Raw genomic sequence first — 23,096 nt, 5'->3', positions numbered from 1 at the left:
CCCCCTGTCCCCCTTTGCCAAAATGGGGATCAAAGGACGGACCTTCTTTTGGGGGGTAGGTCCAAAAGGGGACCGGCTGCATCTTTTCCGCAATCATCGGGAAAGGCGGCCGGTCCCCTTTTGTTCAGGCGACGCGATCAGGGACTAACGGCCCGCTACTGCATGCTTTTTTTGCGCGGGTCGTCCTTCGGGTTGAGGTAGATGATGTCGAAGGGGCCGTTGCCGTGGAGCTGGACCACTGCCGGTTCCTTGCTGAAAGCGTAATGGTGGCTTCGGGCCGGCAGGTAGTGGTACCCTCCTGCCTTGAGTGCGTGTGCCTTGGCTTCATTGACGACATCGCCATCGCCGATGTAGAGGGTTCCGGACAGCACGGTAAGGTTTTCCGGCATCGAATGATAATGGGGCGGTATTACGTACCCCGCGGTTGTTTCCATCCTGATGACGAACGGCCCCCTATGGAAGGGATTGCCGTAGAGGATGGTGACCTTCGCACCCGGAGGAAGTGCAGGGGGCGCCTGCTGCCAGATCAGGTCCTCGACATTCAGGAAGCGTTGCTCATGCTGCACCGCGGCGGCTACCGCGAGCGAAGAACCTGCCACTACCGCAAGGGTCAGGACTACCGATGCGGTGAGACTCTTGATCCCTTTCATGCTGAATTTCTCCTTGCTTTGGTCCTGCTGTGGCAAAGCACTTCTCGCCCCGGCAGCGACCGACGAACCAGTTGCGACAGCTCGTATTCATGGTGAACCTCGCTGCCGGGAATGTAAATACGGCGCCGGCGGCGCGATTACTCCGAATGATCCAGGTCCCACCGGTGCTTTTTCTGCCCGGGCACCCCCCGGTGGAAAACGACCGTGATCAGGAGCCCCACGAGGCAGCCGGAGGTCACCGAAAGGACCCGCTCCAGCGGCTTGTTCCACAGGTGCTGGTCCGCGGTCGGCGCAAAGCCGATGATGGTTACCGCAACCAGGGCCGAGCGGCTGACCGGCATGAGGTCCAGCAGGAAACAGACTGCAATGGCAAGGACGTACGCCATGCCGACGATCAGCAGCGGGGGAAGGCCGCGCGCCAGCAGGCACAACAGGATGCAGACGCTGCCGACGATGTTTGCCTCGATCCGCGACTCCGCCAGCGGAACCGCTTCGTTGGCGTTGGGGGAGAGGACCAGGACGGCGGAGATCAGACACCAGATGACGTCCGTATAGTGAAAAAAACGGACGAAGGAATAGACAATCCCCGCCGCCGCCAGGCATTTGAGCATGTAGCCGAGAACGCTTTGGTAATTGCGGAATCGAGCCTTCATCGTCGCTCCGAAACGGCATCCGGCCGCGGTTGATTCCATTGACGTTATGAAAAAGGCCCATCCTCTTCCGAGTGATGAGCCTCTTTTTCGCGTATTTCCTCATCTCCTCCTGGTGCCGCTCAGTCGTGAGCCCAAGCCACCCAGGTTTCCGGCAGCTGCGTTTCCAACTCGGGGAGCTTTTTCCCGCATTGCTCGGTCACGATGTCGGCGATCCTTCTCATGTCGCTGCAGTTGTTGCTCAGCACTGCCTCAATGAGCTCGCCGTGGATATCGTCGGGAATTTCATGATCGTCCAGAAAGACGTCGATCGCACCCTCCTTTTTGATCCGCAACGGACCGCAGTAACTCACCTTTAACCCATCGTTGAAACTGCACATCATAAGCGCCACCTCCTCAACTGCCCGGACGCCGCCGAAAGCCGCCCGGGCTTGCCTCCGGCTCTCCTGCGATTCATTTGACGCCGGTGCTACTGGCCCGCCGGAACTTCCTGCCATCCGGTTGGGCAATCTCTCACGTATGGGTAATACCCGGGCGGATTGGGGCAATAGTACCAATAGCCCGGAGTTCCCGGAGCCGGTTCTTCGTAAATCTGGGGCTGGGCGGGGACTTCGTAGTAGGGATACGGATACGGGTAATAGTAGGGAGCCCACGGGTCGAAGACCGGTCCCACGAAGATGCCACCCTCGAAGTGCCCTTCGTGGTGTTCGCGCCCTTCGTGACCCCGGAAATCGCCGCGGCCATGCTCGCCGCGCCACCCTCCGTCACCATGCCAGGTGCCGCTCGGACCACCCGGCGCGCCCCCCCGGCCGCCGTGGATCGCGCCTCCAGCTGGGGCGCCGGCTCGAGAACCGCCGCCGCTGCCGTGGAACCCGCCACCGCCACCGTGGAATCCACCGCCGCCTCCCCCATGGAAGCCGCCACCGCCGCCCCCATGGGAGCCCGCGGCTACCGTGCTGATATCCGACGTCGCAGCCGCTGCGGCGGTGCCGTACCCCAGCGCCCCGGCAGCGAAAGCCACGACCATTGCCAACAGGTGCAGGCGTTTCATTTTCTGCCTCCTAACTTGCTAGTATTATTTTAAAACTTCCCGAGAAAAGCTGCTAGGGGCTGAGCTTTTAACCCTTGGGACAGGGCGATGGGCCACGATTTCGGTTGTGCCGGGACCGGGAGGAATCTATACTGCCAGCGGCCGTGCCCGCGCGGCAATTGGTGGTCATTCACGGAAATCTCGTACCCGGGAGGGAGTCATGGTCATCAGTTTGTTAACGGTTTTGCGAGCGGTCCCCTGGGCTGAAGTGATCGAGAATGCGCCCAAGGTCGTGGATGGGGCCAAGAAACTCTGGAAGACGGCGATGAAGAGCAATGCGCCGGATGCGGCGCCCGGCCCGGCGGCTGGGCCTTCCCCGAGCGATTCGGTCGCCGCTTTGGAGGCGCGGGTGGAAAGCCTGGAAACGGCCGTGTTGGAATTGAAAAAAGAGATGCGGGAGTCTGCGGGGCTGATCAAGGCCCTGGCCGACCAAAACGCCCAGCTCATCGGTCGCATCGAAGCAAACCGGGTGCGCATGATCTGGTGGGGATGGCTCACCGCGAGCAGTGCTTTGGTCGCGCTGATCGCCCTGGGGGTGGCCCTCTACAAGTAGGATTACTGACGCTGCACAAGCAGCGATTGGTGCATGGATAGCAAAGGGCGGCTCTTTCCCGGTTCGGGAGGAGCCCCCTTTTTTTTGTGCCGTGAATCTGCGCTGGGAGCGGCATTGCTGCCGCGATCAGGGAGAGTACGTCGAGGAAAGAAGCTTGCTCCTCCCGGGGGCATTCGTACAACTTGCCACTTGCGGTTGGAAAATATTAATTACCCTGCATACTCTCCTGATGTTTTTCCACCCCCCGGCACTTCCTCAGGCCGATACCCACTGTTACGGAGGTCCCCATGTACGAACGCCGCAAAGACATGATCCTCTCACCTGGTTGGCTGGTGACTGCCATCGTCACCTTCGTGTTCGGATTTACCGTCCTTGGCTACCTCGCCTTCCGGGACAAGACCGACAAGGCCCCGGTACCCGTGCAGGTCCTGGCGTCCGATGGTTCCCGGCTCTACACCGGTAACGACATCATCGCCGGGCAAAACCTCTTCCAGAAATACGGCCTGATGCAGTACGGCACCATCTTCGGCCACGGCGCCTACCTGGGCCCCGATTTCACGGCCCAGTACCTGCACCTGGCGGGCGATCAGGCACGTCTTTTCTATGCGGCACAGAAGATGTCTCCCGCCGATGCCGAGCAGCGGGTCCGTGCCGAGCAGAAAATGAACAACTATCAGGCCGGAAGCGGGATCCTCACCTTCTCCCCGGGGCAGACCGCGGGGTACCGGAGCATGATCGGCTACTACCAGCAGTGGTTCGGTCCCCCAAACACCCAGCAGGGGCTGCAACGCCCCTATCTGCGTGACCCTGAGGACATCCGCAAGCTCACCTCCTATTTTTCCTGGGCGGCATGGTTGTGCGCTGCCCAACGGCCGGGAACCAGCCACTCCTACACCAACAACTGGCCTCCCGACGACCTTGCTGACAATAAGCCGACCCCCGGCGTGGTGATGTGGAGCGTGCTCAGCCTGGTGGCGCTTTTGTGCGGGGCCGGGATCATCTTTTTCCTCTTCGGCCGCTACGAGTGGCTTGGCTGGCATGCCGCCGAGGAGTACCAGGCGGAGGCGATCCGCCCTCCCGAGGACCTGCCGCTCACTCCGTCCCAGCGCACCGTTGCCTGGTACTTCCTGGTGGTCTCCGGCCTGTTCCTGGTCCTCGGCCTCCTCGGTGGCGTGAACGCGCATTACCACGTCGAGCGCGCCGGCTTTTACGGCGTTTCGATCGCGAGCCTGCTGCCCTACAACCTGTCTAGGATGTGGCACGTGCAGGTGTCCCTTTTCTTCGTTGCCTCGAGCTTTCTGGCGATGGGGATCTTCCTCGCCCCGATGATCGCCGGCAAGGAGCCGCGCCACCAGGACAAACTCTCCCTGGTGCTCCTGGCTGCCCTGGTCGTCGTGGTGGTGGGGAGCCTTTCCGGCGAGGCGGCGAGCCTCAGCGGCAAGCTCCCCGAAGGCGCGCCCTGGTTCTGGATCGGTTCCCAAGGTTGGGAGTACCTGGACCTGGGCCGGCTCTGGCAGATTCTCCTGACCGCAGGGATGCTGATCTGGCTCTTCATCCTGGTCCGGGGGATGCGGGAGCGGCTGAAAGGGGAGCATCCGGGGAACATGCCCTGGCTCTTCATCTACAGCGCGGTTTCCATCCCGCTGTTTTATGCCGCGGGGATGTTGTACGGGGAGACGACCCACTTCACGCAGGTCGAGTTCTGGCGGTTCTGGGTGGTTCACCTCTGGGTGGAGGATTTCCTGGAGCTTTTCACCACGATCATGGTCGCCTTTGTCTTCGTGCTGCTCGGCGTGGTCCGGGTGCGGGTCGCCACGACCATCATCTACCTGGACATCATCCTCTACTCGGTGGGGGGCGTGATCGGGACCATGCACCATCTCTACTTCTCGGGGACGCCGGAGATGCACATGGCGTGGGGGGCTTTCTTCTCGGCAATGGAGGTGATCCCGCTGCTGCTGCTCACCTATGAAGCGTGGCGCTTCATGAGGCTCGGCGCCCCGGCGGGGAACTCCATGCTCAGTACCGCCGGGACCGTTTTCCCGCACAAGTGGGCGGTGATGTTCCTGATCGCGGTGGGGTTCTGGAACTTCCTGGGTGCGGGGGTATTCGGGTTCCTGATCAACCTCCCCATCGTCAGCTACTACGAGATCGGGACCCAGTGGACCGCAAACCACGGCCACGCAGCCCTCATGGGGGTGTACGGGATGCTGTCCCTCGGCTTTTTCATGTTCGTCACCCGGTATTTCGTCCCGCTGGACCGGGCCAGCAACCGCGCCATGGCGATCGCCTTTTGGTGCACCAATCTGGGGCTGGCCTGGATGCTGTTCATTAACCTGTTTCCGGTGGGGCTGCTCCAGATGAACCAGATCCTCGCGACCGCGTATTGGCACGGGCGGGAGCCGGATTTCTTCAGCCTCCCGCTGGTCCGGCTTTTCGAGTGGCTGCGCTTCCCGGGCGATGCGCTCTTCATTGTGGGCATCCTGCCGGTGGTCTACCTTGCGGTGCGCATGTTCCTGAATCGCAAGCGCGAAGGCGTTCCGGCGCGCTGACGCAAGCGAATGCCGGACCCGGTGACGGAACGCCAAGGGAGGGGGCATCGGTACCGGCAGCTCCGGTGTGATCCCGGAAACCCGTTTCTCGGGAAGTTGCGGTATCCAAACCGGCACGTGGCCGAATAAGATCAGGGGGCCCAGCAAAAAGCTGGCGCCCCCTTTTTCTTGCTCGGTTGCCGGACCGTCGCGCTCGTACGACCCGCACGGCAAAGATTGAAAATATTTAATGCGATGTGCTACCCTCGCAGTTGAGGCATGAGGAAATTTTCAGTATCTGCGCTGGGTTAGAAAGGAGAAGGCAATGAAACGGTTGATCTTGATAGCTGCCCTTGCCGCCTCGGCAGGACTTACGGCGGGCTGCGAACATCCGGGCAGTGCGGCGGGTGGCGCGGTCGGTGGTGCCGCACTCGGGGTGGGAGCCTACGAGTACAACGCCCACCGCCAGATGCAGCAGCTCGACGCCGATTACCGGGCGGGCAAAATGAACCGGAAAGAGTACGAGATCCGCAAGGACCAGATCGAGAAGGGATCGCTTTTCCAAAGATAGGCCGGCTTGGGTGGGAATGGAAAGGGGGGGTGGCCATCGACCGCTCCCCCTTTCATTTCGGTGGCTTATTTTACGTGGCAGGAAAGGCAGATGGCGGAGCCCTCCTCGGGCGCATAGAGGAAATAGTTGTACGTTCCTTTTCCCGTGGAGGCGGTGTTGACGCTGTTGTGAACATCGTGGCAGCTCGCGCAGGTCAGATAACCTCCGTAGAGGGTATCTTTGATCTTCTTGCTGCTTTCCGTGAGGGAGCCGCGCTGTTGGGTATTCCAGGTGTTGGGATCGATGACCGCGGTAATGAATCCGTGAGTGGAGTCGACCAGCTCCGTCGTGCCGCGGCGCTGCATGGCATCGTCGTACAGAAAGCCGATCGGGTGGGTGACCGTGAGGTCGGTGATGTACCGTTTCGCCGTGGCGTTGAGGCCGTCGGTGTACGCGGCCGTCATGACGGTGGTACCGGGGCTGTTGGAGAGTGCCGCGCCGTGAGAATCGACGGCTGTCGAGCCGTCGTGGCAGGCCATGCAGAGCCGGCTCGGACCGATCAACGGATCCTTGGCAATGGCAATGTCCCTGTTGGTCGGTGCGCTCCAGGCGTAGGGAGTCATGACGGCGAGCGACGTCTCGGCGTGGTTCCAGAGCGGAACGAGACTGTCGGTCTTGCGCGCGTTGTGGGGGGTGTGGCAGAAAACGCAGGTGCGCCCGACCTGGTCTCCCCGGTACCCTGTGAGGACGTTGAGGTCGTGCCAGGAACCGTTGATACCGGTTCCCGGCGCCATGCTGGCTGCGGCCAAGGCCGCACATCCGACTACTGCGGTGAATGCAAGAGCTGCGCTGACGTTTCGTTTCATGGTTCTCCTCCTTTTCTCGCGAAGAAAGAGCTCCAACCGAAGGCATCACAAGCGCTCTACTGCATAAAACTGCAACGGCGGCCACGGGCCGCTTCCAGAATGCACACCTCCAGTTGTTGATGGTCTAATTAGCCGAAGTAGCGTGTTTTTCTTTTATATCGCGATGCGGCTAAGTCAATGCTCCGATATCCCTCGTGGTACCGCGGAATCGGCTGAGGAAGGAATCGGAAAAAGGATGAGGAAACAGCGGTAGCCTGTTCCTCCCGCCAGGATCGGCGGGACTGGAGCGATGCGAACGCATTGGCAGCTGGTACGGACAAGGAGGGGGCGCGGGGGTAGAATTGGTCAATTCTAATCAAATTTTCGAGGGAGCCATGCGCTACGACCTTACCAACCTCGAGCAGGTCCTCCGGCGGATCGAGGAATCGACCGCTACTGCCGACCGGGTTTCCCTCGGCATCATCGTCGAGGAGGTGGGGGGGCGCTCCTTCGGAACCCTGCTGGTTATCGCCGGGGTCCTCATGACCTCCCCCTTCAGCGGCATTCCCGGAATGCCCACCATGCTCGGCACGCTGGTGCTGCTGATCGCGCTGCAGCTCCTGCTGCGCCGGGACCACTTCTGGCTGCCTCAGTTCATCCTGAAACGCTCCGTATCCGCCTCGATGCTGCTCAAGGCGGTCGCCTGGCTCCACCGACCGGCCCGCCTGATCGACCGCTGGCTGCGGCCGCGCCTGCTGGTGTTCACCCGGCACACCAGCCGGTGTACCATCGCCATCCTCTGCCTGGTCATTGCCGCGACCATGCCGATGATGGAACTGGTCCCGTTCTCGGTGCATGGGGCGGGGATTGCCCTCACCGCGTTCGGCTTGTCGCTGATCGCCCGAGACGGCTTGCTGGCCTTGCTTGCCTTCATCATCACCGCCGCGACCCTGCTCGGCATTGGATACAGCCTGCTTGGCTAGCGCCGGCAAGATCTCACATCCAAGCCGAATTCGGAGGGCAACCCCGATGTGGAGAAAAGCGCTCCGCGAGGCGTCACTGGTCGGCCTCCTGCTCACCATCCCCGCCCTGATCGCCTGGGTCACCGGCCGCCCCTTCCTCTTTCCCAGTCTGGGCCCCTCGGCATACTCGCTGGTGACGGCCCCGAGGCAGGAGACCCCGTGGCGGGTGATTGGCGGACACTTCACCGGAGTTGTGGCGGGCCTCGCTGCCTACCACGTGCTTTCCGCCAGCCTCACTCTTACCGCGGTTACCTCACCCCTCTCCATCTCCTTTTTGCGGGTCGGTCTCAGCGGAGTCCTATCCGTGGTCCTCACCACCGCCGGGATGGGGCTTTTCCGCTGCGAACATCCCCCCGCCTGTGCGACGACCCTGATCGTATCGCTGGGGCTCCTTTCCACCTGGTGGGACGCACTTTTCATCATGGCGGCGGTCACCCTCATGTACGGATGCTTCCGGCTGCTATCCTCGTTGGGCATCGAGCCTTAGACCGGTTTTTCTTCAAAAAAAGCGATGACGATGGTAGGTAGAAGGCATGGAAAATTTTGTCATCATCGGTGCCTTCGTCTTGTTGGGAATGCTGTTCCGGCGCCTGAAGGGGTTTCCCAGGGAGACCCCGCAGGTGCTCAACATGTTCGCCCTCTACGTCTCCCTGCCGGCCCTCGTGCTCCTCAAGGCACCCCAGATCGTCTTCTCCCGGGCCGCCATCCTGCCGGTAATCGTTCCCTGGGGGATGCTTCTGCTCTCGGTCGCGCTGCTGCTCCTGGGGGGACGGCTCTTCCGATGGCCGCGACACATCCTTGGCGTGTTGCTGCTGGTGGTCCCGGTCGGCAATACCTCCTTCCTCGGGATTCCGATGGTGCAGGCATTCTTCGGCCCGGCCGGGCTGCCGCACCTCATCGTGTACGACCAGATCGGGACCATGACCATCTTTTCCAGCTACGGCTCCTACATCCTCGCCACCTATGGGAAGGAGAGCCGGACCGATTTCGCTGCCATCGCCCGCAAAATGCTCCTGTTTCCCCCCACGGTGGCCCTGATCGCAGGCCTTGCCCTCCGCTCGTTCCCGTATCCGGAAAAGCTCGCGTTGGCGCTCCACAACCTGTCCCTGTCGCTGGTGCCGCTGGTCATGACCGCGGTGGGGTTCCAGCTCAGGCTCCGCCTGCCGCGCCCGGTGCTCGGCCCCCTCGGGTACGGCCTCGCCGTGAAGCTGGTCGTCGCTCCGCTGCTCGCGTTGGCCATCTGCCGGCTTCTGGGCGAGCAGGGGCTTGCCGTTGAGGTTTCGGTGCTGGAGGCCGGGATGCCGCCGATGGTGACCGCTGCGGCCCTGGCGGTCATCGCCGGCATGGATGCGGAGCTTTCCGCGGCTCTGGTCAGCGTGGGGATCCTGCTCTGCTTCGGTACCCTGCCGCTTTTGTATTACGCCTTGCAGCTCACCCGCTGATCCGGCCCCCCGATAGGGACTTGCAATGCTGGGGAGTTCCGGTACGTTTGGCCGGTGCTTTTCGAGCGGGTGCCGAAAGCAGAAAAAGGCATCCAGCAAAGTTGCGAAGGAGGACGTGATGAAGGACCTGATCCGGGTAGTGATCTTGGCTTCGTTGCTCGCTTGCTGCGGCACCGGCTGTATCGTCGCCACCGGGCCTCCGGAGTACGAGACCGATGTGGTTCAGCCGTTGCCGGCGGTGGTGGAATTGGGGCCGGAGCCGTACTACTACCACCGCGGCTACCATTACTACTACCATGACAACCGTTGGGACTACTCGAGGGACCGGCGGGGCCCGTGGCGGGAGCTCCCCCGGAGCCATTGGCCCCGGGAGACCCGGTTCAAGGGGGCGCCCGGCGGTGAGATGCGCGGCCACGAACGGCGGTAGGGGGAGGGTGTCCGCTGCTTGGAAGGTCGAGGAAAAAAGAAGGGCTGACAGCGAAGCTGCCAGCCCTTCGTGCGTCAGGGATGGTGCGGATGGTTATGCCGCCTGGGCCAGAAGGTAGCGGCCGACCCAGTTCTTGGAAAACTGGAAGGCGGTCCGGCCGCAGCGCTTGCTCTTGTCGTGGGACCACTGGATCGCGTCCAGCTCCAGGTCCTTGGACCAGGGGATCTCGACCCCGCGCTTTTTCGCCTCCCGCTCCACGCAAAGCCGCACTGCATCCAGGTAGCGGTCCTGGCTGAAGACATGGAACGCGACCCACAGGCCGAAACGGTCGGAGAGGGAGACCTTCTCCTCCATCGCCTCGCTCTGCTGCAACTCACCGTTCACGAACTTGCCGCCGATCTTGTCCGACTCGTACTCCGGAAGGAGGTGGCGCCGGTTCGACGTGACGTAGATCAGCACGTTTTCCGGTGCGGAGTAGACCGAACCGTCCAGGGCGCTCTTGAGCATCTTGTAGCTCAGTTCCCCGATCTCGAAGGTGAGGTCGTCGCACAGGAGGATGAACCGGTATGGTTGATCCTCGACGGAGCTGAAGATCTCGGAGAGATAGATGAGATCCTCTTTTTCGACCTGGATCACGCGCAGCCCCTCGCAGGCGAACTTGTTCAAAAGCGCCTTGACCAGGGAGGATTTTCCGGTGCCGCGGGAGCCCCACAGCAGCGCGTTGTTCGCCGGCAGCCCCTTCAGGAACTGTCGGGTGTTGCTCACCATGATCTCCTTTTGCTTCTCAACCCCCAGGAGTTCTTCGAGCCGCGTATTGTCGGTGACCTTGACCGGCTCGAGGTAGCCGGAAAACGAATGCCGGCGCCAGTTCGCGGCATGGCAGGTGGACCAGTCGATCGGCTTGATCGCCCGGGGGAGGAGCATTTCGACGGAACCCAGCACGCGCTCGAGCTGGGCGACAACTTCGGGTTTAAGATTGATCATCGCACTCTCTTAGGGATTGGATTGCCCCGCAGCGGGGCTCATTCGGGCAGCAGGGGAGGCCAGGACAGAGGACCAATGAACCGGGGTGGGGATCAACGTTGACAGACCAACCGGGAAATTCAGAGGGACCGACCGGAAATGAGGCTGATGCGGGTGACTTTGTATACGGTATCGGCACGGGGGATGTCAAATCAAAAAGCGTTTATGGTTTCAACGCCCCGCGCGGTTGCCATTTTTCGCACCAAGGCCCGGGCAATCAGGAACCGGTGCCAAAATGGGTTCTAGGTTGCGCGGCGGTGATAAAAAAGGCTTTCGGAGTTCCGAAAGCCTTTTTCGTTGCCGGTGTCGGAAAACTTTACTGCCGTTTGCGCCGCCACAAGGCGACACCGGCCAGGCCGGCGCCAAACAGGAGGAAGGTGGCAGGCTCCGGTACCGTCGCCGGGGTGAAGACGACCATGGCCTGCGAGGTCCCGGCGGGGTTCAGATAAAGATAGGTGAGATCGAAGTTGCCGGTCAGGGCGGCGCTGTTGAGATCCTGCAGCCACTGGTTGGCCTCGCCGTACCCGGAGTTGTCGGAAGCGGCCCAAAAACCGGTGCTCTGGAGGGTGTAGGCTCCCGACGCCTTGGTGCCGAACATGATCGCCCACACCGCCTGCTGGAAAGCCGCGGAATCCTGCTGCGAGTGCAGGGTGGCGTACCGTTCATTCGCCAGGGCAAGGAGATCGTGGACCCGGTCCTGGGAAAAGACGTTTACCAGGTCGTTCTTGTCGCCGACCACGAAGTTGCTGTCGGTGGCCAGCCAGTGGTGGATGTCGACGCACCATCCATCGAAATTCCCGTTCTTGTCGGCAAAGGGGACGCTGCTCGCGGTGTAAAACTGGTCACCGCCCAAACCGACCCATCCCGGGCCGCCATTGGGGGTGGGGTTGATCTGACCATTGGCATAGCCGTAGCGATGACCGTCCGACAAAACGGCGCCACCCCATCCGGTCCACGTGGCGCTGATAGTGGTGGCGAAGGCACCCTGCGTGGTGCAGATCACTGCCGTGATGACGAGAACTGCCGTCCAAAGCCTGCTACTCATCCGGTTTGCGTTCATCGGGTGCCCCTTTTCGGTTCTGGCCCTATGGGCGTAACCGGGCTAATTTGGTGGTCGACGGATCTCTCCTGGCATCGCTGCCGGGCAAAGATGGCGTCGGTACCCATCTAGCACTTTGCGTACCAAACATCGTAGTGTCGGAGTTTCGCACGGTTATGAGACTGGTGCGGGGGCGGCGAGCCCAGGTCTGTAAAGTTCTCCGACGCTGGCGGCGGCAGCAGAGGGTTTCTTGGTATTTCGGTGATTTCACCGAGCGCCCCGCTGCCGCGGTTGGAGCGCTGCAGATGCCCCAGGGTTAAAGCTTCATGATGCTAGATGGTTAAAGTTGCTCGGTTCGAAGCAGTTCAAAAAGGGTGTAAAGGATTTCGACATCACCGCGGTGATATGACGGTTTCGCCGGCTTCCGGACCCGACGCGGTCCGCCGGAGCACTCAAAAGCGCACCACCTTGCCCCAGGCCGTCTCCGGCCTGGAAAACATTTCTTCAATGGGGGTGCGTCTAATGTGCTGAAACTCCAGATAAAAACCTTCCCTTGGGCCCCCCCCGGCACTATAATGCGCACGCTTTTCGGGGCCGGATCGGCCGGCCGCCCGTCGGTTACCCATCACAGAGGAAAAAATCGATATGAAGCTCAAATATCTGCTTGCCCTTGCCACGCCTTTTTCTTTGGTCCTTCCCACCGCTGCCTTTGCCTTCCCACCGGCAGGGGGAGCCTACGTCTCGTTTTTTGCCGGCACCAGCGCCCCCAACGATGCCACGGTCTCCATCACCGAGTTCAACCCGGTTGCGGCGAAAAGCGCCCAGGTGCAGTTCGATCCGGGGGAAAACATCGGCGGTACCCTCGGCTATGATTTCGGGACTTTCCGGCTGGAAGGGGAGATGTCTTACAAGGAGGGGGGAATCACCTCCGTCACCGACAGCAGCTACGGGACCAGGTACGTGAACACGGACGGGCGGGTCGGCGCCTTCGCCATGCTGATCAACGGCTTTTACGACCTGCACACCAACAGCCCCATCACTCCGTACCTCGGCGGCGGGCTCGGCTTCGCGAACGTGAGCCTGGGGACCACCAGGGGGGTGGACGCCACGCAGGGGGTCATTAACAACCACATCTTCAGCGAAGATGACGACAACGTCATCGCCTACCAGCTGGGAACCGGAATCGAAGTCGCCCTCAACCGGCTCCTCTCGGTTGACCTCGGCTATCGTTACTTTGCCACCACCCGCGCCAGCATGCGCAAGGACTGGCCCAACTCGACCGAATTCCGCCTGGCGAGCCACAACGCGACCGTCGGCCTTCGGTTGCGGTTTTGATCCGGCAGCATACCGGTGGAGGAGAGCTACCCATGAAGAGGAACAGGCGTTTTGCCTTGGTTTTGCTGGCGCTGGTCGCGCTGGCGGGAGCCGGCTGCGGCAATCGGAGGGACGGATATGACTACGGCGGAGGGACCGATCCGGGTTCCAGCAGCGCGGTGTCGGTCAAAAGCGGCGTCGTGGCGACCGACTCCTGGGGGTACACCGCGTCGACCCCGGTGCCGGTTGCCGCTCCGGCTCAGGCGGTGATCACGCTCGCCAGCCGGTCCCTGCTGGTGGACGGCTCGCGTACGGCACTGTCCGGAGAGCTCCCGAGCACCGTCAGCTTTTCGGTCGACCCGACTACCTTGCCGACCGCGGCCCAGAGCTCGGTACCGTCCGGCTTCGTCTGCTATCTGGATCTTTCGGTTGCGACCGCGCAAACCGCGATTCCCGCGGCGTCGGTCACGGTCGACGTGGGGAGCGCCCTGGCCGGCACGACGGTGACCGCCTCCCGCTACGACGCCGGCAGCCGCACGTGGCTCGCCGGCCCGAGCGCCGTGGTCGGCGCCAGCGGGACCGCGAGCTTTGCGTTGGCCGATCTCGCAGTGTGGGGGATCTTCAAGGCGGGTACCTCCTAGGGAGGTGCTGAGTGCCTAAAAAAGAAAAGAGCCGGTTGCCTCTGGGGCAACCGGCTCTTTTTCGGTGGGGACGCCGTCAGATCAGTTGTGTCCTTGAACCGATATTCTGAGCGCCGGAAGCGGGTGCCGTTCCGGGGATCGCGGCAGCTGCCGGCCCACCACCGTTGCCTGCTGGTACACGTCGCGAATCGCCTGCACCACCTGCAGGGCGTTCTCCCGCTCCCCGATCAGGTTCAGGTGCGTTGCGCCCCGGATCAGGCGCAGCCCGCCCCGCGAGGAAAGCCGGGTCAGATCCGCCTCGAGGTCGAGGAAGCCGGGGGGGAGCCCCTGATCGCCGGTCACGACGAGAAGCGGCTTGTCCCCGAGGCCGCGGGTATTACGGACGTAGGCGCAGAGATCGTCCCACATCGACGCCTCGCTGTTGGTCCATTTGACGTGGCGGTACAGGGAAAGCACGGTCCGCGCCTGCTCCAGCCCCTGCCTGGGCATCCCCTTCGCATTTTGGTCGAAATAATCACCGAATCCGCGCTCGTAGCCGATGTAGGTCAGGATCTGCCGGATCTTGAGCCCCTTCATGTGCGCCTCGGTCGCCTGCCGGACGAAAGGGTTGCACTGGGACTGCTCCGGGTGGCACGGCTCGATGAGGACCATTCCGGCCACCTCGTTGGGATAGAGATCGTTGAAAACCCGCACCAGCAGCCCCCCCATCGAGTGCCCTACCAGGAGGTAGGGGCCGGGGATTCCTGCCGCGGCAAGCGCGGTGTGCAGGTTGACGGCATAATGTGCCGGGGTGAAGGGGGCGCCGTCGGGATCGCTCCAACCGAGCCCGGGGCGGTCGTACGAAACCACCCGGGCGAACTTGGCCACCTCGGGTTGGATCCAGGACCAGCACCAGGCGATCCCACCGAGCCCCGTTTCCAGGACCACGGTCGGCCCGCTCCCCTTTCCGGCCGGCCCGGTGACAAGCAGGTGCAGCCGGTGGCCGTTCACCTCGACCAGGCGTCCCGGTGGGGTGTACCGGTACAAGTCACGCGCGGTCAGGACGTACTGATAGAGGGCTCCCACGGCAACGGGGAACAGGATCAGGGCGGCTAAAAGGATCAAGGGCTTGATCATCCAGCGAGCGCGCCGCGTTTGCGGCGCCGTGTTCACTGGCCGGGGATGGCTTGCTTCCAGGGCTTTCATGGGTGGCTCCGGGGCGGATGAGGGATCCGACGAAAAGAGGTGTATTTGAAAAAATTTATTAAATCATAGGCCGGACTGACCGCATTTCAACGGGAAGTGCGGGAGCCGGAAGGCTCGGCAAGGGGAGTGAAGGTGCGGGGGGATCGCCGTCGTCAGCTGCCATGGCGATGGAGTTGGCAGGGAGCGGCTGCCGGAGCGGCGCGCTGTCAATCGTGGCCAAGCCTGTTGACACTGGCAGCGCACGGGCGTAGTAAAAAGAGAAGAGCGTAAGGCTCGATTATCACAAAGGGGGCATTTCATTGGTGCCCGATATTGGAATAACTGGAGCCAACCATGCACACGGAGTTGCGGGAAGACCTCGAGACCGGCATCGAAGAGATCGACAACCAGCATCGGGATCTGTTACGCAAGATCGACGACCTGCTCCAGGCGAGCAAAGAGTTGCGAGGGCAGGAGGAGATAGCGCGGTTGCTCTGGTTTCTCAAGCGCTATGTCAGAAAACATTTCCGGGATGAGGAAAAACTGCAGCGCGAACGCGGCTATCCCGGCTACCCGCAGCACAAGATGCAGCATGACTGGTTTTATCGCGAGGTACAGCGTCTGGAAGGGCGCTACGCGGCGGAGGGCGCGAGCATTATGATGGTGGTTCAGTCGATTCGGATGATGAGCGACTGGTTGAAGAACCACTTCATGAAGATGGACAAGGCCCTCGCGGCGTATCTGCGCCGCGACACGGCATCGAGCGGGCCGCTGTGATCGCTGCCCGGTGCCTGCGGCACCTGCCGGCCACCGCGTGGTGAAAACTCCCGCTCCGGACGCAACGCTCTTTCCCATTAAGCGAAAGAGAGCGTTGCCACCATGAGAGCCGGCGGCTGCGAGCCGCTGCTCCAAATGGAAGAGGAGGCACTTCATGCCCAAGATTACGACTCACGCGCCCGGCACGTTTTGCTGGACCGATCTGGCCACAACCGACCCGCAGGGGGCAAAACAGTTCTATGCGGCCGTTTTCGGGTGGAAATTCGTGGATAACGAAGTCGGGCCGGGGATGACCTACACCATGGCCCAACTGCAGGGGGAGGATGTGGCAGCCCTGTACGGGATGCCGGAGGAGGAACTCAACGGGGGCGGACGCCCGCGCTGGCAAAGCTACGTAGCGGTTGCCGATGCGGACCTTGTGACCGGCAAGGCGCAGGAGTTGGGGGGGACCATCCTCGCCCCGCCCTTCGATGTCTTCAGCCACGGCCGCATGGCCATCATCCGCGACCCCCAGGGGGCGGTCTTCCACCTCTGGCAACCCCGGGATCACGTCGGCGCCACCCTGGTCGGGGAGGAGGGGACCCGCTGCTGGAGCGAGTTGATGGTCCGCGACCCCGAGGACGCGGCGCGCTTCTACGCCGGGCTCTTCGGATGGACCACCCAGCGGCTGGAAGGAGGCCCCATCCCCTACACCATCTTCGGCCAAGAAGGGGTGGAGGGGGTCGGTGGCCTGATGGGATTTCCCCCGGACTGCCCGGAACCGTCACCGGCGTGGCTGGTTTACTATCTGACCTGGGACTGTGACGCCGCCGCCAGGAAGGTGATCGACGCGCAGGGAAAAGTGCTCAAGGCGCCGGCCGACATCCCGGGGATCGGGCGTTTCGCCATCATCGAGGACCCGCAGGGGGCGATCTTGGCGCTTTTCACCCCGCAGGAGCGGTAGCGACACGGCAGAGCGATGAGGAGCCGGCGCGGGAAGGACGGGGCGTGGTTTGCCGCCCCCCGGACTTCCCGGCGCTAGGGCGATTCTTGCGGCGCGTACGGCTTTGCATGGCGAAGTTCGTACGCGCCGTTTCTTTTCAGGGCGGGATTCCAGAACAAAAGTTCGCTCATCTTGTTGACCGTGAGCCGCCCGAAACGGTTCTGCGATTCCGCCCCGGCGAGTTCTTCGAGGAGGCCGTCGTCGAGGGTTCTCCAGCGGCCGAAGCCGGCGCCCAGCTGACGCATCCGGTCAAAAAGCCTCCGGGTCATGAAGGAAGGCTGCACCCGGATCCCTTCCACGCCCCCCTTCCTGATGGTCCCGCGGTAGTCGCACCCCAGCCGGCGGCTGAGCTTTTCGAGGTACGGCACCAGGTTCCGGGTATGGGACCCCTCCGGGAAGCCCGACTGCACCAGGAAGATCAGGATCGGGTGGTTGCCGGCTCCCCGGTACCTGCCCCAGCGCTCGATGAGTTCCTTCACGATGCCGGGCATGGCGTCGGCGTAGAGCGGGAAGCCGAGCAGGACGACATCGGACCCGTCGAAACAGTCGGCAGCCAGGTCCGCTCCCCCCTCGGTTTTGAGGTGGATCAGACGATGGCTGTGGCCGTTGCTCCCGGCAAAGCCGGCCAGGAAGTGCTGCAGCAGGATGGCGGTGTTGCTTTTGGCCCCGCGGGGGGAACCGTTAATCGCGGTCAAGTTCATTCCACACCTCCTCCAGGGGTTGCTCGAGGGAGCGGAAGCAGGCAATCCGGCTGCCGGCGTTACGGGCCAGGCGTTGCCACAGGTTGGCGGCTATCTCGACGTCTTCGGGGTCGGTGTCCGGTTCGGGGGCATAAACGACGGCCAAAAGCGGGGCCTTGCCGTAGCGCAGGAAATGCCGGCATTCGCCGGTCGAGGTGTCGATGAAGGGGAGAAGTACCGGGATGATCCGGTCGGTGCAGCGCTTGAGCAGGGCCGAGGTGAATCCCATGATCAGGGGGGAGGCCATGACCACGAGGTCGGCGGCGACGTAGCCCCGCAGGATGTTCTCCTGGTCGTCCCGGAAGACGCAGATCCCCGGCGTCTTCACCCAGCAGCCGAAGCAGCCGACGCATTGGGCGATGCTGAGCTCCCTCAAGGTGAATTCCTGCACCCGGTCCCCCCGGGCGCGCGCCGACTCGGCCAGCCGGGAAAGCCGCGCGTCGAAGCCCGAATCGGGATCCGGGTTCCCGTTGACGATCATGACGTTCATGTCGTTTTCCCTCCTCCCATCTCCTCCCCGGCGCAGTCCGGCCCGCCGCAGGCCCATCCGGTATCGCCCCCGAAGGCGGCGGTGATGACGGCAAAGCCGATCCTTCCCATCCGGCGGTTGATCGCTGCCTCGCTCACGTCGGCAACCATTCCGGTGACCACGAACATGGCCAGCCCATGGGAGTAGGTCCACATCTCCTCAAGCAGCTCCTGCCGGGCCGCGGCGCCGAGCGGGGCGAAGGTGGGATCTTCGGCTACCGTCGCCGCCATCGCCGCGCAAAACTCCTGGATCACCCCTTTGAAGTGGTGCCGCTCGCCGAACAGGGCGAGGTACAGGTTGGGCTCGTCGCGGGCGAAAAGGACCATCCCGACGCCGGCGTTTCGGAAGGGCATCGCGGTATAGCTGCGGGCGGTGTATCCCGCCAGGAGCTGGCGGATCTTTTCCAGTACTTCGGTGGCGAGCTGCTCCATCGATCCGCAGACGCGGTAGATCGGGGCGACGGAACAGCCGAGCCGGGCGGCGACGGCGCGCGCGGTGAGGGCGGCGTACCCGGCCTCCCGCACGATCTGCAGGGCGGCGTCGAGCACCTTTTCTTTGGTAACGGTGACGGGAGGAGGAGACATGGCGTGAACTCCGAGTCCGCGAGAGACGGCGGATAGAATAAAAGACAGATGTTGTATAACATGTGTTACCTAATCAGTCAACCGACGAGCGTTGGCTTGAGATCCGGGAGAGCGAGCAGGGAACAGCGGAACTTCGAGTCTTTGAGGAAGGAGACGGCAGTCCCTGAAAGGGAAGAGGGGAATGGCGATGCCAAGGAAACGGCAATACCTGTGGGAGCGCCATTCCTGGCGCGAACGGCCGCGGTTGATATTCGCGCCTGGAAAGGCGCTCCCACCGGGTAGGCTGCCAGCGTGCTTATTTATAGGCCGACTCGGGGAAAAGAACTCGATCTGACAGGAATGTCGCTACAGCTGCGGGAAGACGATGCCGCTCGTGTCGATCGCGGCGGTTGCCGAGCGCTCCGTCAGAAAGCGCTCGACCTCGGCAGCCGGCATCGGTTTGGCGTAGAAGTAGCCTTGGGCGTCGTCGCAGCGGTGCCGGACCAGCACCTCTTCCTCGTGGGCGGTCTCGATCCCTTCGGCGATCACCCTGAGCCCCAGCGAATGGCCGATGGCGATGATCGCCTTGATGATCGCGGCGGCGTCGCTGCGGGAGGTGATTTCCCGCACGAAGGAGCGGTCGATCTTGAGCCGGTCCACGGCGAAATCCTTGAGGTAGCTCAGCGAGGAATAGCCGGTGCCGAAATCGTCGATGGCGATCTTTACCCCGAGCGACTTCAGCTCTTTCAGGACCGCGGCAGAGTCGGTGGTGTTCCCCATCAGGCAGCTCTCGGTGAGTTCCAGCTCCAGGTACGCCGGGTCGAGTCCGGCCTCCGCCAGCGTCTTTGCCACCAAGGTGGGAAAGGACGGATCGGCGAGCTGGATGATGGAGACGTTGACGCCGATGGTGATCCGGTGTCCCAGCCGATGCCACTTGATGCATTGGAGGCAGGCGGTCCGCAGCACCCACGCCCCGAGTTCGCGGATCAGGCCGCTTTGCTCGGCTACCGGAATGAACCGGTCCGGTCCGATGTTTCCCCGCTCGGCATGGAACCAGCGCGCCAGCGCCTCGACGCCTACCACTTCCCCGGACTCCAGGGAGACCTGCGGCTGGTAATGGAGGGAGAGTTCCTGCTGGCTGAGCGCCTGGCGCAGCCCTTCTTCCAGGAAGATCCGGTCCTGCGCCTTCTGCTTGAGCTGCCGGGAGAAGAACTCGAAGGCGTTTCTCCCCTTCTCCTTGGCGGCGTACATCGCCATGTCGGCATGCTTGAGAAGCGTCTCGGTATCGGTGCCGTCCTGGGGGTAGATGGCGATCCCGATGCTGGCACTGGTGAACACCTCGCGGTTCTCGATGATGAAGGGGCGCTCCAGGCACTCGATCACCCGGCGGGCGACAATGGCGGCGCCTTCGGCATCGCCGAGGGAGGTGCAGAGGAAGACGAATTCGTCCCCTCCGAAACGGGCCAGGGTGTCGCTGGCACGGACCATCTCGCCCAGGCGCTCCGCGACCTTTTGGAGCAGCTGATCGCCGGCGTGGTGCCCCACGGAATCGTTGAGGTCCTTGAAGTGGTCCAGGTCAAAGAAAAGGAGGGCCAGTTCCCTCGGTTCGCAGCGAGCGGCGCGGGCCAGGGCCTGGTTGCACCGGTCCAGAAACAGGGTCCGGTTCGGCAGACCGGTGAGCGCGTCGAAATAGGCGAGCTGGTGGATCTCTCGCGCGGAGTTCTTGCGCTGGGTAATGTCGTGGCAGATGCAAAGGAAGGTGCCGTCTTCCTGGCCGCAGTAAAGTGCCGATGCCGAGAGCGACACGGCGAGTTCGGCGCCGTCGCTGCCGAGAAACACGGTCTCCGTTTCCACGACCTGCCCGGCCCGGTCCACGCTGAGGATGAATTCGCGGCCGACGCTGCGGTCGGCAAAGAGACGGAGAAAGGGACGGCCGAGCAGTTCTTCCCGTGGATACCCGAGCGTCGCCTGCGCCGCCGGGTTCACGTCGAGGACGGTCCCCTTCGCCGAGATGACGATCAGCGCGTCAGGCATGGTGGCGATGACGCTTTGCAGGTAGCGGTTGGTGGAGGCGAGCTGCTGTTTCGAAGTCCGCAGCGCCTGAACCATGCTGTTGAAGCCGGCAAAGAGCTCGCCGATTTCGTCGGAGGAGGTGATCGGAAGGGTGACGTCGAGTCTCCCCGCGGCAACGGCCTGTGCCCCCTTGCGCAGCTCGGACAGCCGGTTCGAGAGCGAGAAGGAAATGAACCCGGCCACCGCGAGGGAAACCGCAAAGGCGAAGCCGGCGAGGGAGCCGGTGGTGGTGACCGCCCGCCCTACCACCGCAAAGGCGCTCTCTTCCTGCTGGTCCAGTTCGCTGCGCTCGAACTGGATGGCGGTGTTTACCGCATCGAGAAAGGCGCGCTCCGCCGCTTCGAACTGTTCCTTGGCCTCGATAAGCCGCTGTGCCGGGGCGTGCAGGTCGCGCAGGAGGATGAAGTTCTTGCCGACCGCAAGCAGCCGGGTCCCGGCGGCCTCCATCCTGGCGTACAGGACCTTTTCCTGGGGGACCGGGAGCATGTAGCGGCCGCAGGCGGAAAGCTCGCGGCGGTACTCGGAGAAACCTTCGCGCAAAAGCTGCCGCTCTCCCTCCCTTTCGCGCTTCAGGGCGACCGGTTCGGCACCGCCCAGGCTGCTCAGAAAGGAATATTCCATGGTCGAGGAGACGATGCGCAGCCCGGCCGCGCGAAGGTCCTTCAGGTGCAAAAGCAGGGGGACCGACTCCTGGTTGACCTCGTGGAAATGGTCCCTGACCCCCTGGGCGCTCCGGATCCCGAGCACGCAGATCAGCAGCATCCCGCCGATCAAAACGAGATAGCTCACCAGCAATTTCAACCAAACCCGCATTGCATCTCCCCGCGGTCCGCATGAAAAGAAAAAGGAGCCCGCCTGGGTACGTATCGGCGGGCTCCGGAATTTCTTGAGTGATCTTGGAATGTTAAGCTTTGACCAGGGTTAGTAGCTCTCGAAGCCGTCGTCCGGGTCGTGAAGGTTCAGTGCCGTTCCACGCGGTCCGGCATGGTTCACGGCGATCTTGGCCCCGGAAAGCCGCGCCGTCTTTTTCGGGGCCGACCGGGTGAGTTTCGGGGCGGTGGCCGCCGGCACGTGCGACGGGGCCGCCGCTCGGTTTCCGGCGTTCAGCAGGCTGATCGACGTCTGGAGCTGGTCGGCCTGGGTGGAAAGCTCCTCTGCGGTGGTGGACATCTCCTCGGCGGCCGAGGCGTTTTGCTGGATGACCTGGTCCAGCTGCTGGATCGCCTTGTTGATCTGCTCGGCTCCGGCGTCCTGCTCCTTGCAGGCGGCGGTGATCTCCTGCACCAGTTCGGCGGTCTTCTGGATGTTGGGGAGCATCTCGGTCAGCATCCGGCCCGCCTGTTCGGCGACCTCCACGCTGGTGGAGGAGAGCTCCGATATCTCCCCGGCGGCCTTTTGAGAGCGCTCGGCGAGCTTGCGGACCTCGCTGGCAACCACGGCGAAGCCCTTGCCATGCTCGCCGGCCCGGGCGGCCTCGATCGCCGCGTTGAGCGCAAGGAGGTTGGTCTGCCGGGCGATCTCCTCGATGATGGAAATCTTGCCGGCAATCTCGCGCATCGCCAGTACCGTCTGGTTGACCGCCTTGCCGCTCTCATGGGCGTCGGCGGCCGACTTCAGGGCGATCTTCTCGGTCTGCAGGGCGTTGTCCGCATTCTGCCGGATGTTGGACGACATCTCCTCCATCGACGAGGACGCCTCCTCGGCGGCCGCCGCCTGCTCCGTTGCCCCCTGCGAGAGCTCCTCGGCCCCCGAGGCCATCTGCTGGCTCCCGGCGGCGACGTTGTCGGACGCCCTCATGACGTCGGTGACCACGGCGCGGATGGAGCGGATGATGAAGATGGCGACCGCGATCACCGTTGCTATTGCCAGCAGGCTGAAGATGCTCGCCAGGATGAGGGAGTTCCGCTTGGTGGCCGCGGCTTCCTTGCTTCCCTTCTCGGAGAGTTCGATGTTGAACTTCAGGTGGAGGTCGATCGCCTCGTTGACCTTGTGGATGGTGGGGCGGTTGGAGACCAGGAGGGTGTGCGCCTCGCCCGCCTTGCCGCCCCGCACCAGGGCAACGACCCGGTCGAAGAGGGAATCAACCGCAGCCAGGGCGGAGCGGTCGTCGACAAGAAGCTGCTTGTCGCGGTCGTTGGAGATGAGCGCCTCGTAGTCTTTCAGCAATTTGCTCGCCGCTGCCCGATCTTCCTGCATCTGCTTTTCCAGCTCGGCCCGCTTGACCGCGTCGTCATTGAGCAGCAGCAGGTAGGCATGGTTTTCCAGGCTGTGCATCGACTCGGAGGCGTTGCCCAGCACGGTGATGCTCGGCACGCTGTTCGCGTTCCCGAAGTTTGCCGCATCGTACATCCGTTCCATCTGGATTACGTTGAACGCCTCCAAGGCGACCAGCGCCACTACGCACACCGCCAACAAAAGGAACAACCGTTTCGAAATAGACACGACGACACCTCGTTTTAGGATCCGTTTTCGCGAAGGCCGCCTTGGCCCC

The 23,096-nt window shown here is 62.9% G+C and carries 24 protein-coding genes; 11 read left to right on the top strand and 13 right to left on the bottom strand.

Annotation, left to right across the window (positions count from 1 at the left end; translation table 11 throughout):
• Positions 1-155 precede the first annotated feature (155 nt).
• The 4 genes from JFN93_RS12445 to JFN93_RS12430 form a co-directional block, all read right to left on the bottom strand.
• Positions 156-650: a cupin domain-containing protein gene (locus JFN93_RS12445; protein ID WP_199384410.1), complete on the bottom strand. Its 495-nt coding sequence runs from the start codon at positions 648-650 to the stop codon at positions 156-158.
• 137 nt (positions 651-787) lie between these two features.
• Positions 788-1,303 (bottom strand): FUSC family protein, encoded by a 516-nt coding sequence (locus JFN93_RS12440; protein ID WP_199384409.1) that lies wholly within the window; start codon positions 1,301-1,303, stop codon positions 788-790.
• 119 nt (positions 1,304-1,422) lie between these two features.
• Positions 1,423-1,683, bottom strand: a complete 261-nt coding sequence (locus JFN93_RS12435; protein ID WP_199384408.1) for a hypothetical protein — start codon at positions 1,681-1,683, stop codon at positions 1,423-1,425.
• Positions 1,684-1,769: 86 nt separating this feature from the next.
• The gene (locus tag JFN93_RS12430; protein WP_199384407.1) at positions 1,770-2,351 is read right to left on the bottom strand and encodes a hypothetical protein; all 582 of its coding nucleotides are present in this window, start codon (positions 2,349-2,351) and stop codon (positions 1,770-1,772) included.
• A gap of 199 nt (positions 2,352-2,550) precedes the next feature.
• On the opposite strand from JFN93_RS12430, the gene JFN93_RS12425 reads away from it, so the two are divergent.
• From JFN93_RS12425 to JFN93_RS12415, 3 genes are all read left to right on the top strand, one after another.
• Positions 2,551-2,943 (top strand): hypothetical protein, encoded by a 393-nt coding sequence (locus JFN93_RS12425; RefSeq protein ID WP_199384406.1) that lies wholly within the window; start codon positions 2,551-2,553, stop codon positions 2,941-2,943.
• A gap of 287 nt (positions 2,944-3,230) precedes the next feature.
• Entirely contained in the window at positions 3,231-5,495 is a 2,265-nt protein-coding gene (locus JFN93_RS12420) for a nitric-oxide reductase large subunit (RefSeq protein WP_199384405.1), read from the top strand.
• Positions 5,496-5,799: 304 nt separating this feature from the next.
• Complete coding sequence (locus tag JFN93_RS12415; RefSeq protein ID WP_199384404.1) at positions 5,800-6,045, top strand: hypothetical protein; 246 nt, start codon at positions 5,800-5,802, stop codon at positions 6,043-6,045.
• Positions 6,046-6,110: 65 nt separating this feature from the next.
• On the opposite strand, the gene JFN93_RS12410 is transcribed toward JFN93_RS12415, so the two are convergent.
• A complete protein-coding gene (locus JFN93_RS12410; RefSeq protein WP_199384403.1) occupies positions 6,111-6,890 on the bottom strand; it encodes a cytochrome c3 family protein in 780 nt (259 codons plus the stop codon).
• Positions 6,891-7,264: 374 nt separating this feature from the next.
• Here JFN93_RS12410 and JFN93_RS12405 point away from each other — a divergent pair, with 374 nt between their 5' ends.
• From JFN93_RS12405 to JFN93_RS12390, 4 genes are all read left to right on the top strand, one after another.
• Positions 7,265-7,852 carry an exopolysaccharide biosynthesis protein gene (locus tag JFN93_RS12405; RefSeq protein WP_199384402.1) on the top strand — a complete coding sequence of 196 codons (588 nt, stop codon included), beginning with the start codon at positions 7,265-7,267 and terminating at the stop codon, positions 7,850-7,852.
• Between the two features lie 46 nt (positions 7,853-7,898).
• On the top strand, positions 7,899-8,378 hold the full coding sequence (locus JFN93_RS12400) for an HPP family protein (protein ID WP_199384401.1): 480 nt from the start codon (positions 7,899-7,901) through the stop codon (positions 8,376-8,378).
• Positions 8,379-8,424: 46 nt separating this feature from the next.
• Complete coding sequence (locus JFN93_RS12395; protein WP_199384400.1) at positions 8,425-9,333, top strand: AEC family transporter; 909 nt, start codon at positions 8,425-8,427, stop codon at positions 9,331-9,333.
• A gap of 118 nt (positions 9,334-9,451) precedes the next feature.
• Complete coding sequence (locus JFN93_RS12390) at positions 9,452-9,760, top strand: hypothetical protein (protein ID WP_199384399.1); 309 nt, start codon at positions 9,452-9,454, stop codon at positions 9,758-9,760.
• A 93-nt stretch (positions 9,761-9,853) separates the two neighbouring features.
• Here JFN93_RS12390 and JFN93_RS12385 read toward each other — a convergent pair whose 3' ends face one another.
• Together JFN93_RS12385 and JFN93_RS12380 are read right to left on the bottom strand one after the other, a co-directional pair.
• Positions 9,854-10,744, bottom strand: coding sequence for an ATP-binding protein (locus tag JFN93_RS12385; RefSeq protein ID WP_199384398.1), 891 nt, complete (start codon positions 10,742-10,744; stop codon positions 9,854-9,856).
• A 355-nt stretch (positions 10,745-11,099) separates the two neighbouring features.
• Positions 11,100-11,843, bottom strand: a complete 744-nt coding sequence (locus JFN93_RS12380) for a PEP-CTERM sorting domain-containing protein (RefSeq protein ID WP_199384397.1) — start codon at positions 11,841-11,843, stop codon at positions 11,100-11,102.
• 624 nt (positions 11,844-12,467) lie between these two features.
• Between JFN93_RS12380 and JFN93_RS12375 the strand changes: the two genes are divergently transcribed.
• On the top strand, positions 12,468-13,157 hold the full coding sequence (locus JFN93_RS12375; RefSeq protein ID WP_199384396.1) for an outer membrane protein: 690 nt from the start codon (positions 12,468-12,470) through the stop codon (positions 13,155-13,157).
• A 32-nt stretch (positions 13,158-13,189) separates the two neighbouring features.
• Complete coding sequence (locus tag JFN93_RS12370; protein WP_199384395.1) at positions 13,190-13,777, top strand: hypothetical protein; 588 nt, start codon at positions 13,190-13,192, stop codon at positions 13,775-13,777.
• A gap of 81 nt (positions 13,778-13,858) precedes the next feature.
• Here the strand turns inward: JFN93_RS12370 and JFN93_RS12365 are convergent, their stop codons facing one another.
• A complete protein-coding gene (locus tag JFN93_RS12365) occupies positions 13,859-14,962 on the bottom strand; it encodes an alpha/beta hydrolase (RefSeq protein WP_199384394.1) in 1,104 nt (367 codons plus the stop codon).
• Between the two features lie 333 nt (positions 14,963-15,295).
• Here JFN93_RS12365 and JFN93_RS12360 point away from each other — a divergent pair, with 333 nt between their 5' ends.
• Together JFN93_RS12360 and JFN93_RS12355 are read left to right on the top strand one after the other, a co-directional pair.
• Positions 15,296-15,718 (top strand): bacteriohemerythrin, encoded by a 423-nt coding sequence (locus JFN93_RS12360; RefSeq protein ID WP_199384393.1) that lies wholly within the window; start codon positions 15,296-15,298, stop codon positions 15,716-15,718.
• Positions 15,719-15,872: 154 nt separating this feature from the next.
• The gene (locus tag JFN93_RS12355) at positions 15,873-16,661 is read left to right on the top strand and encodes a VOC family protein (protein WP_199384392.1); all 789 of its coding nucleotides are present in this window, start codon (positions 15,873-15,875) and stop codon (positions 16,659-16,661) included.
• 74 nt (positions 16,662-16,735) lie between these two features.
• Here JFN93_RS12355 and JFN93_RS12350 read toward each other — a convergent pair whose 3' ends face one another.
• From JFN93_RS12350 to JFN93_RS12330, 5 genes are all read right to left on the bottom strand, one after another.
• Entirely contained in the window at positions 16,736-17,401 is a 666-nt protein-coding gene (locus tag JFN93_RS12350; RefSeq protein WP_199384391.1) for a flavodoxin family protein, read from the bottom strand.
• A complete protein-coding gene (locus JFN93_RS12345) occupies positions 17,382-17,930 on the bottom strand; it encodes a flavodoxin family protein (protein WP_199384390.1) in 549 nt (182 codons plus the stop codon). The genes JFN93_RS12350 and JFN93_RS12345 overlap by 20 nt, the downstream gene beginning before the upstream one ends.
• The gene (locus JFN93_RS12340; RefSeq protein ID WP_199384389.1) at positions 17,927-18,553 is read right to left on the bottom strand and encodes a TetR/AcrR family transcriptional regulator; all 627 of its coding nucleotides are present in this window, start codon (positions 18,551-18,553) and stop codon (positions 17,927-17,929) included. The genes JFN93_RS12345 and JFN93_RS12340 overlap by 4 nt, the downstream gene beginning before the upstream one ends.
• Before the next feature lie 345 nt (positions 18,554-18,898).
• Complete coding sequence (locus JFN93_RS12335; RefSeq protein ID WP_199384388.1) at positions 18,899-21,418, bottom strand: putative bifunctional diguanylate cyclase/phosphodiesterase; 2,520 nt, start codon at positions 21,416-21,418, stop codon at positions 18,899-18,901.
• A 108-nt stretch (positions 21,419-21,526) separates the two neighbouring features.
• Positions 21,527-23,047 carry a HAMP domain-containing methyl-accepting chemotaxis protein gene (locus JFN93_RS12330; RefSeq protein WP_199384387.1) on the bottom strand — a complete coding sequence of 507 codons (1,521 nt, stop codon included), beginning with the start codon at positions 23,045-23,047 and terminating at the stop codon, positions 21,527-21,529.
• Positions 23,048-23,096: the final 49 nt, after the last annotated feature.

It is taken from the genome of Geomesophilobacter sediminis (genome assembly GCF_016458275.1).
Taxonomy (GTDB): Bacteria; Desulfobacterota; Desulfuromonadia; order Geobacterales; family Geobacteraceae; genus Geomesophilobacter; species Geomesophilobacter sediminis.
This window is presented reverse-complemented; position numbering and strand designations above follow the sequence as displayed.